The sequence below is a fragment of the Lysobacter sp. H23M47 genome (assembly GCF_015209765.1).
GTDB lineage: Bacteria > Pseudomonadota > Gammaproteobacteria > Xanthomonadales > Xanthomonadaceae > Novilysobacter > Novilysobacter avium.
Map to the genome: position 1 here is coordinate 2,034,746 of NZ_CP063658.1, position 16,033 is coordinate 2,050,778.

Genomic DNA, 16,033 nt, shown 5'->3' on the forward strand with positions numbered 1-16,033 from the left:
GATGGCGGCGGCGATAGTAGCGGCGCGAGCATCGTTGCAGCATACCCAGCGGAGCCAGTGATTCCGATGAACGATCCACACGGACTGCCCCGAATCCTGCTGGTGGAGGACGAGCCGACGAGTGCCGCCTTCCTCGCCGCAGCCGCGCGCCAGACCCCGGCGAAGGTCGATATCGCTGCGGACGTGGCAAGCGCGCTCGCCATGGGTCGCAGTAACACCTACCAGTTGTGGATGTTCGACGCCACGCTTCCCGACGGCAGCGGGAGTGAACTCCTGCGTCGGCTCCGGACTGACGCGCCGGGGGTACCGGCGATTGCGCACACCGCCAGCGACGATCCCTCGCAACTGGCTGCTCTGGCCGAAGCCGGCTTCATCGAGGTGTTGCGCAAGCCGCTGCCGACGGCAGAAGTGCAGGCCGCGGTGCGCCGCGCGTTGGGCTTGCCGGCGCGATCTGCCGCCACGGAGCCTGGCACCGCGGACGCAGCGCCTCCGGTGTGGGACGATCGCGCCGCCGCGGTCGCGCTCAATGGCAATGACGAGCATGTCGCCACCTTGCGCGGCTTGTTCCTCGACGAGTTGCCGCAGGCCTGCGAGCGGATCGCCGGCGCTGCGCGCGCCGGCAATTTCGACACGGTCGGTGCCGAGTTGCACCGGCTGCGCGCCAGTTGCGGGTTCGTGGGCGCCGCGAAACTGGGCACCGTGGTGAAACTGCTGCAAGGCGATCCGTCCAGCCGCGTCTTGATGGAGACCTTCCAGGAGGCGGCGCAGGAGACTCTGAACCGACCGCCGGTGGCGACCGCAGCCGGCAGCTAGTCGGGCGTCGACCCGCGAATGGGCATGCCCGCAAGCATTTCCCAGGACTTGAGGCCGCGCGGGCCCAGATGGTGGGCGAGCACCGTGCGCAGGACGCGCCTCAGGCCGGGCAGGTCCTCCGCATCGGGCACGCCGTCGCTCGCCAGACACAGCAGGCCCCGCCCGGACGCCGCCCGACTGCGATCCCCATGGCCACGGTCGCTCAGCACCCGCTGCGGCCCCTGCTCCGGATCGACCCGGTAGCGCGCGGCCGGATCAATGGGATCGCCCTCGCCGTCCTGGCTCCAGTCAAACCCCACACCCAACGCTTCCAGCAGGTCGCGCTCGAAGCGGCGCAGGGTCCAGGCCAGCGGCGCCTCGGCACGCAGGCGCTCGCGGGTCACCGCGTAGGCAACGAACAGGTCCGGCTGGGGTTCGCCACGCGGCGTCAGCCGCAAGGTCAGCTCGTTGATGTAGAAGCCGGCCAGCATCGCGTCGCCGATCAGGCGTGGCGCCGCATCAAGCGCCTCCGCCGATCGCAATTGCGCCAGCTCGCCCTGTTGCACGGCGTCGAGACGGATCGACTGCAAGGGCTGCAGGGCGGCACGCAGGGGATGGCGCTTGGCCCCACGCACGCCACGAGCGACCAGGCCGATGCGGCCGTGGTTCGCACTGAGCACCTCGACCAGCAGGCTCGTTTCGCGCCAGGCCCGCGCATGCAGCACAAAGGCAGGCTCATCACTCAGGCGCATGGCTGCAGATCCGGCGCCGCGTGGCCATTGCGGCCGCGGCGCAGCGGGCTATTCGTGGTAGCCGAAGGCGCGCAGCGCAGCTTCATCGTCCGACCAACCCTCGCGGACCTTGACCCAGGTTTCCAGGAATACCTTGGAACCGAACAGCTGCTCAATCTGGACCCGGGCGCGCGCGCCGATCTCGCGCAGGCGCTCGCCCCCCTTGCCGATCACGATCGCCTTCTGGCCGTCGCGCTCGACCCAGATGACCGCGCCGATCCGCAGGAGCTTGCCGTCGACGATGAAGCGCTCGATCTCGACCGTGGTCGCGTACGGGAGTTCGTCACCCAGTTGCCGCATCAGCTGTTCACGGACCATCTCGCCGGCGAGGAAGCGCTGGCTCTTGTCGGTGATCTCGTCTTCTTCGTAGATCGCCGCCTGCTCGGGCATCAGGCCGAGCAGCTGCTTGACCAGCGCCTCCAGCCCCTTGCGCTTGAGCGCGGAGACCGGGTGCACGCCGGCAAAATCGCGCCCCTCGGACACCTTCGCCAGATACGGCAGCAGCTCGGTCTTGTCCTTCAGGCGATCGACCTGGTTGACCACCAGGACCACCGGCACGCCGGCGTGGTGCAGCGCCTGATAGGCGAACGTGTCCGCGTCCTCCCACTTGCCGGCACGGACGACCAGCATCGCCGCGTCCACGCCTTCCAGCGCCCCGCGTGCGGCCCGGTTCATCCAGCGGTGCATGGCGGTCGCGGTCGACTTGCCCTGGTCCTGGTGCAGCCCGGGGGTATCGACCAGCAGCAGTTGCCCGTCGGGGAATGACGCGATGCCGAGCAAGCGGTGGCGGGTGGTCTGCGGCCGCGAGGAGACGATGCTCACCTTGGCGCCGACGAGGGCGTTGGTCAGGGTGGATTTGCCGACGTTGGGCCGGCCGATGACGGCGACGTGGCCGCTGCGGTGCGTAGGGTTCATCGGGTGATTGTAGTGGCTGGCGGCGGAACCGCGGGCAACGGCGGTGCTTTGACCCGTGATCGTCTGACCGCGCCTATTGAACGCCGATTGCAGCCAGCGCCGACTCCGCGGCCACCTGCTCTGCCGCGCGACGCGAGTGGCCTTCGCCTTCGGTCACCAGCGCCGGGCTGCCCAGGGTGCAGATTACCCGGAACACCTTGGCGTGCTCCTCGCCTGTTTCGGCCACCAGCTCGTATACCGGCAAGGGCTTCTGGCGGCCCTGCAGCCACTCCTGCAGGCGGGTCTTGGCGTCCTTGCCGACCTTGTGCGGCGGCGGCAGCGCCGCCATGGGCTCGGCAAACCACGGCACCACCACCGCGCGGCAGGCTTCGAATCCGGCGTCCAGGTAGATCGCCGCGATCACCGCCTCCAGCGCATCGGCAAGGATGGAGTCGCGACGATGGCCGCCGGTCTTCATCTCGCCCGGCCCCATCGTCAGGCGCTCGCCCAGTGCCAGGGCGCGGGCAACGCCCGCCAGCGAGGATTCCCTCACCAGCTCGGCGCGGCCGCGGGTCAACGCGCCCTCGTCAGCGCCCGGCCAGTGACGGTAGAGCGCCTCGGCGATGAACAGGTTGACCAGTCCGTCGCCGAGGAACTCCAGGCGCTCGTTGTGCGGCGATCCGGCACTGCGATGGGTCAGCGCCCGGGCCAGCAGCGCAGGCTCGGCAAACGTGTGGCCGATGAGGTCATTCACCGGCATGCGGCGGTCAATTGCCGCCCGCACCACGACGAAGTTCCTTCTCGGTACTGAAGTTGCCGACCACATCGAGGTTGGCGATCAGCGGCTTGCGCACCTCGTAATCGACGGTGATCAGGTAGCCCGCATCCTTGCGCACGACCTTGATGTCGGCCGGCTTGACGTTCTCTGAGTAGTTGATGTTCATGCGGCGGAAAAACATGTCCTTGATCCGCGCGGGGGTCTCGTCGACCACGCCCGGCTCCTTGGCGATCCCTTCCAGGGACTGCTTGACGGCGTAGTACTCGGTGTACATCGGGATGACCTTCATGCCCATGTAGATGAACACCCCGGCCACGCCGAGCACGATGATGAAACCGACCAAGGTGATGCCGCTTTGTGCACGCTTCATATCGAATTGCTCCCCAGTAATTAGTCCAGCGCGCACCGTCAATGACACGCGCAAATCCGCTTCATGCAGCCGCCCGCCCCACGGCTGCATGCTCCCGCCGCGGCATGCCCCGCAGCGGCGCCCTACAGCCATACGCCCCGTTGCTAGCGAATCCGCTCGCCGACCCGGGAGAAGTCCACCCCGCCGTCGAAATTCATCCAGATCAGGAACGCCTTGCCGCGCAGGTTCTGCTCCGGCAGGGTGCCCCAATAGCGGCTGTCTTCGCTGTTGTCGCGATTGTCCCCCATCACGAAATACTGGCCTTCCGGCACCGTCCACTCACCCTCGGCAGGATCGCGGAACGGCAGTCCCGTGCGCTCCAGCACCAGGTGCGTACGATCATCCACCTGCTCACGCAGCTCGGTGGCACCGGTCATCTCCGAGCCGTTTCCACGTCCCTGATACGGGCCGATCTCTTCATACACCATCGGCGTGCCGTTGACGAAGACCTGGTTGTCGCGATAGCCGATGCGATCGCCCGGCAAACCCATCACGCGCTTGATCCAGTCCTGGTCGGGATGGTGCGGCGGCCGGAACACGACCACGTCACCACGCTGCGGCTCGCCGATGCCAACCACCTTCTTGTTCGTGATCGGCAGGCGCAGGCCGTAGGAGAACTTGTTGACCAGGATGAAGTCGCCGGTCAACAGCGTCGGCATCATCGAATTGGAAGGAATCCGGAAGGGTTCGGCGATGAAGCTGCGCAACACCAGCACCGCCAGCAGCACCGGGAAGAACGCCTTGGCGTAGTCCACGTACCAGGGCTCGCTGCCGTCATCGAGCAGGCCGCGGTAGTCGGCGCGGCGCCTTGCCAGCACCAGCTTGTCCAGCAGCCAGATCAGCCCGGAGGCGAGGGTAAGCGCCACCAGGGCAATTTCGAACCAACGCATGGTTTTTCCTTGTTGTGCTTCGTTGACGACTGCTGACGGCTGACGCTTACTTGTTGTCCTGCTGCAGGACCGCCAGGAACGCTTCCTGCGGGATTTCCACGTTGCCGACCTGCTTCATGCGCTTCTTGCCGGCCTTCTGTTTCTCGAGCAGTTTCTTCTTGCGCGAAATGTCGCCACCGTAGCACTTGGCCAGCACGTTCTTGCGCATCGCCTTGACCGTGCTGCGCGAGATGATCTGCGAGCCGACCGCAGCCTGGATCGCCACGTCGAACATCTGGCGTGGGATCAGTTCGCGCATCTTCTCGCAGATCTCCCGGCCACGGCGATCGGCATGCGCGCGGTGGGTGATGATGCTCAGCGCATCGACCTTGTCGCCGTTGATCAGCGTATCAACGCGCACGAACGGGCCGGCCTGGAAGCGCTCGAACTGGTAGTCCAGCGAGGCGTAACCCCGCGAGACCGACTTCAGGCGGTCGAAGAAGTCCAGCACCACCTCGCTCATTGGCAGCTCGTAGCTGATCTGGACCTGGCTGCCCATGTAGGTGATCCCGAGCTGGTTGCCGCGCTTCTCCTCGCACAGGGTGATCACGTTGCCGACGTAATCGGGCGGGGTGAGGATATTGGCGCGGATGATCGGCTCGCGGATCTCCTCGGTCAGGTTCGCCGCCGGCAGTTTGGCCGGGTTGTCCAGCGAAACGATGGTCCCGTCCGTCTTGAGCACTTCGTAGACGACGGTCGGCGCGGTGCTGATGAGGTTGAGATCGTACTCGCGCTCCAGGCGCTCCTGCACGATTTCCATGTGCAGCATGCCCAGGAAGCCGCAACGGAAACCGAAGCCCATGGCCTCGGAGGATTCGGGTTCGAAGCGCAACGCGGCGTCGTTCAGGCGCAGCTTGTCCAGCGCCTCGCGCAGGTCAGGGTAGTCGTCCGCATCGACCGGAAACAGGCCGGCGAACACGCGCGGCTGCATTTCCTGGAAGCCCGGGAGCGGTGAAGGCGCGGGATCGGCCAGCAGCGTCAGGGTGTCACCGACCGGCGCGCCATGGACGTCCTTGATGCTGGCATTGATCCAGCCCACCTCACCGGCGCGCAGGATCGGCATGTCCTTGCGCTTGGGGGTGAACACACCGACCTTGTCAACCAGATGCCAGCGGCCGGTCGACATGACGAGGATCTTGTCACCGGGCTTGATCTCGCCCTGCATCACCCGCACCAGGGAGACGACACCCAGATAATTGTCGAACCACGAATCGATGATCAGCGCCTGCAGCTTGTCGGTATCGCGCGGCTTGGGCGGCGGGATGCGGGTGACGATCGCCTCCAGCACTTCCTCCACGTTGAGGCCGGTCTTGGCGCTGATGGCCACCGCGTCGCTGGCATCGATGCCGATGACCGCTTCGATCTCTTCCTTCGCGCGCTCGACATCGGCCGTGGGCAGGTCGATCTTGTTGATCACCGGAATCACTTCCAGGCCCTGCTCGACGGCGGTGTAGCAGTTGGCCACCGATTGCGCCTCAACGCCCTGGGCGGCATCCACCACCAGCAGTGCACCCTCGCAGGCCGCCAGCGAGCGGCTGACCTCGTAGCTGAAGTCGACGTGGCCCGGCGTGTCGATGAAGTTCAGGTGATAGGTCTTGCCATCGCGCGCGGTGTAGGGAACCGACACCGACTGCGACTTGATGGTGATGCCCCGCTCGCGCTCGATCGGGTTGTTGTCCAGGACCTGGGACTCCATCTCGCGGGCCGTCAGGCCACCGCACATCTGGATCAGGCGGTCGGCCAGGGTCGACTTGCCATGGTCGACGTGGGCAATGATGGAGAAGTTGCGGATCTGCTGCATGCGGTCGGCGATGGGCCCGGGGCCAGTTAAGTCAACACGCGATTATCGCATAAGCGCTCCCGCCCTCCGCGGCCATGATGCCGCAGGGGCGGGAAGCGGGATGCAGCTGCCGCGGGCTCAGCCCTTGGGGACGGTGACCGCGATGAACTGGGTCGTGCCGCCGCGCTGCACCAGCAGCATCAGGGTGTCGCCGGGCTTCGCCGCGGCCAGCCTACGGTCCAGCTCCGCCGGGCTGCCGACGCTGTCGCGACCGATCGCGACGACGACGTCGCCCGGGCGCAGCCCGGCTTCGCGCGCGGCGTCCGCATCAACCCCGGCCAGCATGACGCCCTCGTCATCGTCCAGACCCAGCTGCTTGCGCTGCGCCGGCGTCAGGTCGCGGGCTGTCAGGCCAAGCGCGTTGGAGCCCGGGGTCTGCTGGGCGGGAGCACCCGGGCTGCCGCGGCGCGGACCGGCCGCGGCCGCCGACTCGTCACCGCCAATCACCACGTTGATGGAGCGCAGCTTGCCAGCGCGGAACACTTCAAGCTTCGCCTTGGTCCCCGGGGCCAGCGCGCCGACGATCGGCGGCAGGTCGCTGACGTCCTTGATGACGGTGCCATTGAACGAGCGGATCACGTCCATGCGCTCGATACCGGCTTTTTCCGCCGCGCTGCCGGGCTGGACATTGGCCACCATCGCGCCCTGGTTGTCGGGCAGGTTGATTGCCTTCGCCGTCTCGCTGGTCACCGGCTGCATGATCACGCCCAGCATGCCCCGGCTGACCTTGCCGGTGGTCTTGATCTGGTCCACCGCACTCATCGCCAGGTCGATCGGGATCGCGAAGCTGACCCCCATGAAACCGCCCGAGTTGGAGAAGATCTGCGAATTGATGCCGACCACCTCGCCGGAGGTGTTGAGCAGCGGGCCGCCGGAGTTGCCGCGGTTGATCGCCACGTCGGTCTGGATGAACGGAACGTACTGCTGGCCGGAATAGGGATTGGACCGCCCCACCGCGCTGACGATGCCGGCGGTGACCGAGTGATCCAGGCCAAAGGGCGATCCGATGGCGACCACCCACTGCCCGGCCTCCACCGAGGTCGAGCTGCCCGGGCGCAGCCAGCGCAGGCCATCGGCCTGGATCTTCAACACCGCCACGTCGTACTGCTCGTCGCTGCCGATGACCTCGGCCTCGAACTCGCGGCGGTCCGAGAGGGTGACGGTGACCTTGTCGGCGCCATCGATGACGTGGAAGTTGGTGAGTACGTAGCCGTCATCGGAGATCACGAAGCCACTGCCCATCGATGTGCTCCCGCGCTGCGGACCCGAACCGCCGGGCGCGCCGGGCATGGGCATGCCGAAGTGGCGGAACAACTCCTCGAAACCGTCCGGCATCTGCGGGCCGCCGGAGCGGCCCCTGCGCGGCGCCGTTTCCGCACTGATGTTGACCACCGCCGGCCCGACCTGTTTGACCAGCTGGCTGAAGTCCGGCAGGCCGGTGACGATGGGTGTCGGCGCGGCCGGTGTCACCGCCTGGGCGGCGACGGGAATCGACTCAGCGGCGGGAACCGGGGTCTGCTGCGCCGTGCAGGCCAGCGGCAAGGCCGCGGCAAGCGCGCCAAGCAGGAAAATCGAGCGGAGCGGATAGGGCATGGGTCGGCCTCGTGTTGCGAAAACAGGAATCAGTGACGGATGGCTGTGCCGGCAGACGGCTCGGGCAGCAAGTGCGAAGTGGGTAACGGTTCCCGCTCGACCGCCCCGGAAACCGGGTCAATGCGCAGGGTGGCGGGTTCGAATGGGTAGAAGGAGATGGGAACCCCGGCTTCATTGCCACCGCTGAAGCCGACGGTCATGCCGGCATTGGCGGGGAATCCCGGCACGGCCGCTCGCGGCCATGGCCTGGATGCAATGGCGTCGGGCGTGAACGGACGCACGCGCGCAGCGTCGGCAGTGGCCGGAACAGGCTTGGACTGCCCGGGTGCCGGACGAGCCAGCACCGCCAGCGAAGCATCCGGGCTCGCTGCCGGGCGTGAGTTGGACACGGCGCGGGCTACCGACGGCTGGCGACGTTCGCCGCGGCGCGATACGTCGCGTGAGCCCGATGCCAGCGCCGAAGCTGCCAGGGCTGCAGCCGTCGCGCCGGTCTGGAGGGTGGCGCCCTCGTCGGGCGCGGTGATCTCCGACCCCGTTCCGGTGCCAGCGATCAACGGTGCGGCAGAATCGACGGATGCCGCGGCACCTGCGGTGGAGGCAAGCTCCCGACCCGTGGGCGCATCCGCCGCCGGATCTTCGCCGTCCAGCATCGGACGTGCTACGAAGAGCGCCGCGATGGCGACCGATGCCGCCAGAGCGCCGCCCAGCCAGCGCGGCTGGTTACGCACGGGGCGGCGCGGGGTCCGGAGGTCCGTCAACACCGCGTGTTCCTGTTCCCGCTCAACCGCGGCCATGACCCGATCGGCGAACCCCGACGGTGCCGGTGCGACGCCGTCCCCTCTCAGCACGTCGCCAGCCAGTTGCCAGCGGCCACATGCCTCGCCCCAACCCGCATCCTGGCCGAGCCGCTTCAACGCAAAGCGCGCCTCGTCGGGGCCGAGCTGGCCATCGAAAAGGGCGCTCAGCTCCCCGGCCTTGGCATCACCGTGGTTGTTTGATATCAGCGTGTTCGACATCAGTGTTTCCGCTCCTGGGAATCGGGTACGGCGTCAAGCAGGGGGCGCAGCTCCTGATCGATTGCGTCACGTGCGCGGAAAATCCGCGAGCGCACGGTGCCGATCGGGCACCCCATCTTTTCAGCAATCTCTTCGTAGCTCAGCCCGTCGACTTCGCGCAGGGAAATCGCTTCCCGCAGCTCGGCCGGCAACCCTTCGACCACGCGAAGCACCAGTTGTTCCACCTGCTGGCGCATCAGTTCACGTTCCGGGGTGTCGTTGTCGCGCAGGCGGATCGCGGAATCGAACTGCTCGGCGTCGTCGACATCGATGTCCGCGCCCGGCGGACGGCGCTTCTGCGCGACCAGGTGGTTCTTGGCGGTATTCACTGCGATCCGGTGCAACCATGTATAGAACTGCGCGTCTCCACGGAAGTTCGGCAACGCCCGGTAGGCGCGCATGAACACGTCCTGCGCCACATCCTGGCATTCGCTCCAATCGGCGATGTAGCGTCCGATCAGCGCCACGATCCGGTGCTGGTACTTGCGTACCAGGGCATCGAATGCGGTGCTGTCGCCCTGCTGCACACGCCTGACCAGTTCCTGGTCGAAATCATTCTCGGCCATACCGCGCGCCGGCACTCCTGGTCAGCTCGGCCTTGGCCGAACAGTGGGACAACCCTTTCGGGGAGAAAGTTCCTTTGACTACCGTTGGGGCGGCGTGGCGTGCCTGCAAGCGCACCCCATCGTCATCGGCCGCGCGCTCGCCGTGGCGGAGTGTTCACAACACGCATTTGACGCCGGTGAAACAACCTCGGGATGATAGCTGCCTGTTCCATACCTCAATGGATGGTGCCTGATGGCTCCCCCGACCACTCCCCTGCCCGGCTTTGACGGGTTGCGCAGCCAGCACTGGCTTGCGCAGATGCGCGACGACGGCGTCCTTGTCCTGTCCCTGGATCGTGCCGGGGAGAGCGTCAATGCGCTGTCCCAGGATGTCCTGATCGAACTCGATGCCCTGGTGGAACGCATCCAGATCGACCCGCCCAAGGGGGTGGTGTTCCGCTCGGCCAAGGACAGCGGATTCATCGCCGGCGCCGACATCAAGGAGTTCCAGGGCTTCGATCAGAAGGGAACGGTCGCCGGCGCCCTGAAGCGCGGACAGCAGGTGTTCCAGCGGGTCGCCGCGTTGCCCTGCCCGACCGTTGCGGCCATCCACGGCTTCTGCATGGGCGGCGGCAGCGAGCTCGCGCTGGCCTGCGACTACCGCGTCGCCAGCAACGATCCCTCGACCCGGATCGGCCTGCCCGAAGTGCAGCTGGGCATCTACCCGGGCTGGGGCGGCAGCGTGCGCCTGCCGCGCCTGATCGGAGCACCAGCGGCGATGGACATGATGCTGACCGGCCGCGCGGTGCGGGCCTCGGCGGCGCGCGCCAGCGGCCTGGTCGACAGGACCGTGGACAAGGCCATGCTGGTGGACGCCGCGGCGGCCATGGCGCTGAAGGGCCACCAGCGCCCACTGCGCCAGCGTTTTCTCGGCTGGGCAACCAACACCTGGCCGGCGCGTCAGGTGATCGCGCCGATGACGCTGAAGCAGGTCGCGCGCAAGGCGCCCAAGGACCACTACCCCGCGCCCTACTCGCTGGTGGCGACGTGGAAGGGCACCGGCGGCAGCCTGGACAAGCAACTGGCCGCCGAGCGTAAATCGGTGTCAAAGCTTGCCTCGACCCCGACCGCACGCAACCTGATCCGGGTGTTCTTCCTGCAGGAACGCCTGAAGAACACCGGCGGCAAGCAGCACGGCATCAGCCACGTGCACGTGATCGGCGCCGGCGTGATGGGCGGCGACATCGCCGCCTGGTCGGCCTACAAGGGTTTCCAGGTCACCTTGAACGACCGCGAGCAACGGTACATCGACGCCGCAATGACCCGCGCCGGCACGCTGTTCGCCAAGCGGGTGCGCGACGATGCCAAACGGCCGGAAGTCGCCGCGCGCTTGAAGGGCGATCTCGCCGGTGACGGCGCCGCCAAGGCCGACCTGGTGATCGAGGCGATCATCGAGGATGCCGACGCAAAGCGGGCGTTGTATGCGGACATCGAGCCACGGATGAAGGCCGACGCGCTGCTGACCAGCAACACGTCCTCCATCCCGCTGGACGAACTGCGCGACGGACTGGCGCACCAGTCGCGTTTTGCCGGCCTGCATTATTTCAATCCGGTCGCCTCGATGCCGCTGGTGGAGATCGTCCAGCACGCCGGCATTGATGAGGCGACCCGCCAGCGTCTGGCCGCGTTCTGCAAGGCGATCGGCAAACTGCCGGTGCCCGTCGCCGGTACCCCGGGGTTCCTGGTCAACCGGGTGCTGTTCCCCTACATGCTCGAAGCGGTGACGGCGTTCTCGGAAGGCATTCCCGGCGTGGCCATCGACAAGGCGGCGGTGCGCTTCGGAATGCCGATGGGCCCGATCGAACTCGTCGATACCGTCGGTCTGGATGTGGCGGCCGGCGTGGGCGCGGAGTTGTCACCCTTCCTCGGCCTCACCGTGCCGGCGGCGCTGGCGGAACAGGCAGAGCCGGGCAAGCGCGGCAAGAAGGACGGCCAGGGCCTGTACAAGTGGGAGGAAGGCAAAGCGGTCAAGCCCGACGCGCCGGAGAATTACAAGGCGCCCGACGATCTTGCCGACCGCCTGATTCTGCCGATGCTCAACGAGGCGGTCGCCTGTCTGCACGACGGCGTGGTGGCCGATGCCGACCTGCTGGATGCGGGGGTGATCTTCGGCACGGGCTTCGCCCCGTTCCGTGGTGGCCCGATACAGTACATCCGCGAGACCGGGGTGGAGTCGGTGCTGGAGCGGCTGCGCCAACTCCAGTCCCGCCACGGCGACCGCTTCGCGCCACGGCCGGGCTGGGACGCCGCGGCGCTTCGTCAGGGCTGACGGAACGTCGGACCGCAGGGCCGGTCGCAGCGCGCACCGGATTCGCGGGCGGCGCGCAGCCTCCGCCGGCAAAACCTACATCGTGTGGGTGGCGCGCTCGGCGTCGAGCGTGCCGGCAAGCAGCGCCTCGATCTTCCCCTTGACGGTCTCGCCCTCGACGCCTTCGCTGAACTGGATGCCGATGCCGGCCGGTCGGCTGCCCTGCGCACCCGCCGGTGTCACCCAGACGACTTTACCCGCGACCGGCATGCGCTCGCCCGATTCGGGCAGCGTCAGCAGCAGGAACACCTCGTCGCCGAGGAAGTAGCGGTTCGGCGTAGCCACGAATATCCCGCCGTGGCGGATGTAGGGCATGTAGGCGTTGTAGAGCCCCGCCTTGTCCTTCAGGGCCAATGACACAATGCCCTGACGGGCTCCCGATGCACTCATGCTGCTAACCCCTTGATTGTCCAGCGGTTCGGCGTGACTCGCCGGCGCGCCATGCCCGCAACAGCTCCACCAGCACCAGGTCCGAGCGGACCGTGGTGCGCATCAGTTCACGCGCCCGGTTGGCCCGGTCGAACCACTCGGTGAGACTGCGGGTACGGGCCGGATCGGTCAAGTCGCTGGCGGTACGCGCCACCGCCAGATCCGCGGCGAACTGCAGGCGCAGGTCAGCGTTGGCGTCGGCGGCCCAGCGCTGCGCGGTTTCCACCACGCCGGCCTCGCCGGTGGCCACGCGATCCAGGTCCGTCGCCACCTGCCGGCGCAGCGCCAAGGCATCGCTTTGCAGCCATTCGGCGGCCAGTCCTGGATGCCCGCGTGCGGCATCCAGGGCCTCCTCGGCCAGCGCGGCCGGGTGCCCCGAGTTCTGCAGCCAGGCCAGCGCCTCTGCGCGCGGGGGCATGCGGAATTCGATGCGCTGGCAGCGGCTGCGGATGGTCGCCGACAGGCGCGAGGGATGCGCGCTGACCAGCCACAGATAGCGGCCCGGGACCGGCTCCTCTAGCGTTTTCAACAGGGCGTTGGCACCGGCGTGGTTGATCGCTTCGGCCGGATCGATGATGGCGATCTTGGTCTGCCCGTACTGGGCGCTGAGCGTCATCTGTTCGGACAGGCGGCGGATCTGCTCGATCACGATCTCCGTGCGCGGCTTGGGCGGGCGCGCCTTGTCGTTGATCGCGAAGCTGACCTGCAGCAGGTCCGGATGGCCACTGCGACCTTGCGGAAACGCCAGCGATCCATCCGGGCGCGTCTCGACCGGATCGGCCTGGCTTCGCGAGGCGAACATGCGGCAACTGCGGCACGCGCCGCAAGCCCCGCCTTCCACCGTCCTCTCGGTGCACAGGAGGCGATTGGCCAGGCGCTCGGCGACGGCCAGCTTGCCCAGCCGCGCCGGACCGCAGAACAACAGCGCATGCCCTAGTCGTCCGCTGTCCAGTGCCAGCGCGGTGCGGTCATGCACGCGTTCCTGCCAGGGCGCGAAACCGTTCATCGCAGAGCATCCCGATAAGCCAGCAAATGGGCCACCGCCTCACCCGCCACGACCGTGGCCGGCCGGCTGGCGTCGATCACCCGGAACCGCGAGTGCTCGGCAGCGGCCCGCGCCAGGTAGGCACGCCGCACCGTATCGAAGAACCCATGGGCCTCGGACTCGATCCGGTCCGCCGTGCCGCGCCCGCGCACACGCTGCAGGCCGGTCTCGACCGGCACGTCCAGCAGCAGGGTCAGGCCGGGCACGATGCCGACCACGCGCTGCTCCAGCTCGGCGATGAAGTCGCGGTCACCGCCGCGCGCCGCGCCCTGGTAGGCGTAGCTGGCATCGGTGAAGCGATCGCTGATCACCCAGCTGCCGGCCGCCAGGGCGGGCAGGATGGTTCCGCGCACGTGCTGGGCCCGGCCGGCAAACATCAGCAGCAGCTCGGTTTCAGGCGTGGGCGGCTCATGGCCGGGCGCGAGCAGCAGGTCGCGGATCTGCTCGGCCAGCGGCGTGCCACCGGGCTCGCGGGTACAGACGACCATTTCCCCGGCCGCCTCCAGCGTCTCGCGCAATTGCGCCAATACGGTGGATTTGCCCGCGCCTTCGCCGCCTTCCAGGGTGATCAGGCGGGGCTGCAGCTGCAGAGTCACCTGGACTCCCCGGCGCGTTCCATCCCGCTCACCCGCTGCCGGTAGTTCTGCAGGTATTTGCGCACGTTGGCCTGGTGCTCCGCGAGCGTGCGGGCAAACAGGTGTCGGCCACTGCCATCGCCGATGGCGACGAAGTACAGCGAGTCCCCGGGTGCGGGATTGGCGACCGCCTGCAAGGCACCGACACCCGGCATCGCGATCGGCGTGGGTGGCAGACCGTCGCGGGTGTAGGTGTTGTACGGCGTATCGGTGGTCAGGTGCACGCGGCGGATGTTGCCGTCGTAGTCCTCGCCGATGCCGTAGATAACGGTCGGATCGGTCTGCAGCCGCATGCCGATTTTCAGGCGGCGCTCGAACAGGCCGGCGATCTGCGGACGTTCTTCGGCAACGGCGGACTCCTTCTCAACGATCGATGCCATCACGAGCATCTCGTAGGGCGTTTTCAGCTTCGTGTCGGGATCGCGCGCCTCCCAGGCCGCAGCCAGGGCGCGCTCCATGTCGGCGTAGGCGCGGCGCAGCACGTCCAGATCACTGTCGCCGCGGCCGTAGACGTAGGTCTCCGGCAGGAAGCGTCCCTCCGGATGCTCGTCGGGGTGGCCGAGCGCTTCCATCAACTCTGCGTCGGACATCCCTGCGCTCTTCTGGACCAGCGGCGTTGCGCGGGTCAGCGCCGCCCGCATCTCGCGGATGTTCCAGCCTTCCACCAGGGTGAAGCGGTAGCGGATGGTGTCGCCCTGGCGCATGGCCACCAGCAACTGTCGCGGCGTGGTGCCCGGTTCCAGCGCGTATTCGCCCACATGCAGGCGCGACGCGGCATCCAGCTGGCGGCCGAGCAGCTGCCACTCGTAGGTCTCACCGCCCGTCACGCCTGCTGCGCGCAGGCGGTCGACCACTTTCAGCAGCGAGTCACCGCGCTCCACCGTGATGCTGCCGCCCGCCTCCACACCTCCCAGCGGGCCGTCAGCGAAGGCCTGGTAGCGTTGCCATCCAAGCGCCCCCACGGCCAGCGCAGCCACCAGCGCGGCCAACAGCAGGAACAGCACCAGTACGCCGGACCGGCGCTTGTGGGGATGACTCACGACAACTCCATCGGACCGGGTCCGCTTGGCGGCAGGGAAAACGCGGGGTGGGCAGAGGCCAGCGTGCGGCGCAGGGCCAACAGGGCCGGGTGCGGCGCCCAGGACCGATCGCCCAGCCGGCCGACCTGAAGGATACCGCGCACCGCGTTGACAAGGACCAGGGCGTCGGCGGTTTCGACATCTTCAACGGCGAGCCGGCGTTGCTGGACCGGAATCTGTTCCAGCAACCATGCGCGCATGGTGCCTTCCACGCCGCAGCGATCGACCAGCGGGGTGCTCCATCGGTCGCCGTGCAGCACGAGGACGTTGGCTGCGGTGGCGCAGACGACATCACCGTCCGTGCTGCGCATCAGGCCTTCGCTGGCCGCGCCGTCGCCGGCGAATTCGCCAGACCCCACTTCGGCACGGGCGAGGACCTGCTCCAGCCGGTTGCAGTGCTTGAGGCCGGCCAGCGCGGGCTGCAACGACAGACCGGTCCGGCACCACCTCACCGTTACAGGCGTGGTCGTCGGCGGGGGCAAGGGGTGTCGCGACAGGATCCAGACCGGCTCGGCATGCGGCGGAGGCATATATCCGCGCCCGCCACTGCCGCGTGTCAGCAGCAGCTTCACCACGCCATCGCCGCCGGACAGCAACTGCTCGGCCTCCGACCTTGCGAGTGCTTCCGGCGGCAAGGGCAGCTGCAGTCGCCCAGCGCCGCGCTGCAGCCGTTGCCAGTGACGCTCCCACCAGGGCAGCACGCCGCCCGCGCCGCGCATCGTCTCGAAGAGGCCATCGCCGTAGGCCAGCCCGCGGTTGTCGGTGGACACGTGCTGGATACGCGTTGCACCTCGAAAGATCCGGGCGGCGGCGCTCTCTGCGTCGATCAGGGTCTCGGATGCGGCCATGTG

General features: G+C 67.8%; 16 protein-coding genes. 2 read left to right on the plus strand and 14 right to left on the minus strand.

Translation table 11 applies throughout. The features are described from left to right. The first annotated feature begins 66 nt into the window (after positions 1 to 66). Positions 67 to 813, plus strand: a complete 747-nt coding sequence (locus tag INQ43_RS09145) for a response regulator (protein ID WP_228062468.1) — start codon at positions 67 to 69, stop codon at positions 811 to 813. Here INQ43_RS09145 and recO read toward each other — a convergent pair. From recO to rpoE, 9 genes are all read right to left on the minus strand, one after another. Next, positions 810 to 1,544, minus strand: coding sequence for a DNA repair protein RecO (gene recO / locus INQ43_RS09150; protein ID WP_194033991.1), 735 nt, complete (start codon positions 1,542 to 1,544; stop codon positions 810 to 812). The genes INQ43_RS09145 and recO overlap by 4 nt on opposite strands. A gap of 48 nt (positions 1,545 to 1,592) precedes the next feature. Further along, entirely contained in the window at positions 1,593 to 2,498 is a 906-nt protein-coding gene (gene era, locus INQ43_RS09155) for a GTPase Era (RefSeq protein ID WP_194036245.1), read from the minus strand. A 73-nt stretch (positions 2,499 to 2,571) separates the two neighbouring features. Continuing rightward, complete coding sequence (gene rnc, locus INQ43_RS09160) at positions 2,572 to 3,237, minus strand: ribonuclease III (protein ID WP_194036246.1); 666 nt, start codon at positions 3,235 to 3,237, stop codon at positions 2,572 to 2,574. Positions 3,238 to 3,244: 7 nt separating this feature from the next. After that, positions 3,245 to 3,625, minus strand: a complete 381-nt coding sequence (locus tag INQ43_RS09165; RefSeq protein WP_194036247.1) for a DUF4845 domain-containing protein — start codon at positions 3,623 to 3,625, stop codon at positions 3,245 to 3,247. A 143-nt stretch (positions 3,626 to 3,768) separates the two neighbouring features. Then, positions 3,769 to 4,554, minus strand: a complete 786-nt coding sequence (gene lepB, locus INQ43_RS09170) for a signal peptidase I (RefSeq protein WP_194036248.1) — start codon at positions 4,552 to 4,554, stop codon at positions 3,769 to 3,771. 46 nt (positions 4,555 to 4,600) lie between these two features. Continuing rightward, positions 4,601 to 6,394 carry a translation elongation factor 4 gene (gene lepA, locus INQ43_RS09175; protein ID WP_194033996.1) on the minus strand — a complete coding sequence of 598 codons (1,794 nt, stop codon included), beginning with the start codon at positions 6,392 to 6,394 and terminating at the stop codon, positions 4,601 to 4,603. Positions 6,395 to 6,511: 117 nt separating this feature from the next. After that, on the minus strand, positions 6,512 to 8,026 hold the full coding sequence (locus tag INQ43_RS09180; protein WP_194033997.1) for a DegQ family serine endoprotease: 1,515 nt from the start codon (positions 8,024 to 8,026) through the stop codon (positions 6,512 to 6,514). 29 nt (positions 8,027 to 8,055) lie between these two features. Then, on the minus strand, positions 8,056 to 9,042 hold the full coding sequence (locus INQ43_RS09185) for an RseA family anti-sigma factor (protein ID WP_194033998.1): 987 nt from the start codon (positions 9,040 to 9,042) through the stop codon (positions 8,056 to 8,058). Next, positions 9,042 to 9,647 (minus strand): RNA polymerase sigma factor RpoE, encoded by a 606-nt coding sequence (gene rpoE, locus INQ43_RS09190; RefSeq protein WP_194033999.1) that lies wholly within the window; start codon positions 9,645 to 9,647, stop codon positions 9,042 to 9,044. Before rpoE ends, INQ43_RS09185 begins: the two co-directional genes overlap by 1 nt. 232 nt (positions 9,648 to 9,879) lie before the next feature. Here rpoE and INQ43_RS09195 point away from each other — a divergent pair, with 232 nt between their 5' ends. Next, positions 9,880 to 11,955, plus strand: coding sequence for a 3-hydroxyacyl-CoA dehydrogenase NAD-binding domain-containing protein (locus tag INQ43_RS09195; protein ID WP_194034000.1), 2,076 nt, complete (start codon positions 9,880 to 9,882; stop codon positions 11,953 to 11,955). Between the two features lie 75 nt (positions 11,956 to 12,030). On the opposite strand, the gene INQ43_RS09200 is transcribed toward INQ43_RS09195, so the two are convergent. Genes INQ43_RS09200 through pabC form a run of 5 tightly spaced genes read right to left on the minus strand, consistent with a single transcriptional unit; the run spans position 12,031 to position 16,030 of the window. Then, positions 12,031 to 12,384, minus strand: coding sequence for a PilZ domain-containing protein (locus tag INQ43_RS09200; RefSeq protein ID WP_194036249.1), 354 nt, complete (start codon positions 12,382 to 12,384; stop codon positions 12,031 to 12,033). Between the two features lie 4 nt (positions 12,385 to 12,388). Continuing rightward, positions 12,389 to 13,429 (minus strand): DNA polymerase III subunit delta', encoded by a 1,041-nt coding sequence (locus tag INQ43_RS09205; RefSeq protein WP_194036250.1) that lies wholly within the window; start codon positions 13,427 to 13,429, stop codon positions 12,389 to 12,391. Next, positions 13,426 to 14,064 carry a dTMP kinase gene (gene tmk / locus INQ43_RS09210; RefSeq protein WP_228062469.1) on the minus strand — a complete coding sequence of 213 codons (639 nt, stop codon included), beginning with the start codon at positions 14,062 to 14,064 and terminating at the stop codon, positions 13,426 to 13,428. The genes INQ43_RS09205 and tmk overlap by 4 nt, the downstream gene beginning before the upstream one ends. Beyond that, positions 14,061 to 15,143, minus strand: a complete 1,083-nt coding sequence (mltG, locus tag INQ43_RS09215; RefSeq protein ID WP_228062470.1) for an endolytic transglycosylase MltG — start codon at positions 15,141 to 15,143, stop codon at positions 14,061 to 14,063. Before mltG ends, tmk begins: the two co-directional genes overlap by 4 nt. Further along, positions 15,140 to 16,030 carry an aminodeoxychorismate lyase gene (pabC, locus tag INQ43_RS09220; protein WP_194036251.1) on the minus strand — a complete coding sequence of 297 codons (891 nt, stop codon included), beginning with the start codon at positions 16,028 to 16,030 and terminating at the stop codon, positions 15,140 to 15,142. Before pabC ends, mltG begins: the two co-directional genes overlap by 4 nt. Positions 16,031 to 16,033 lie beyond the last annotated feature (3 nt).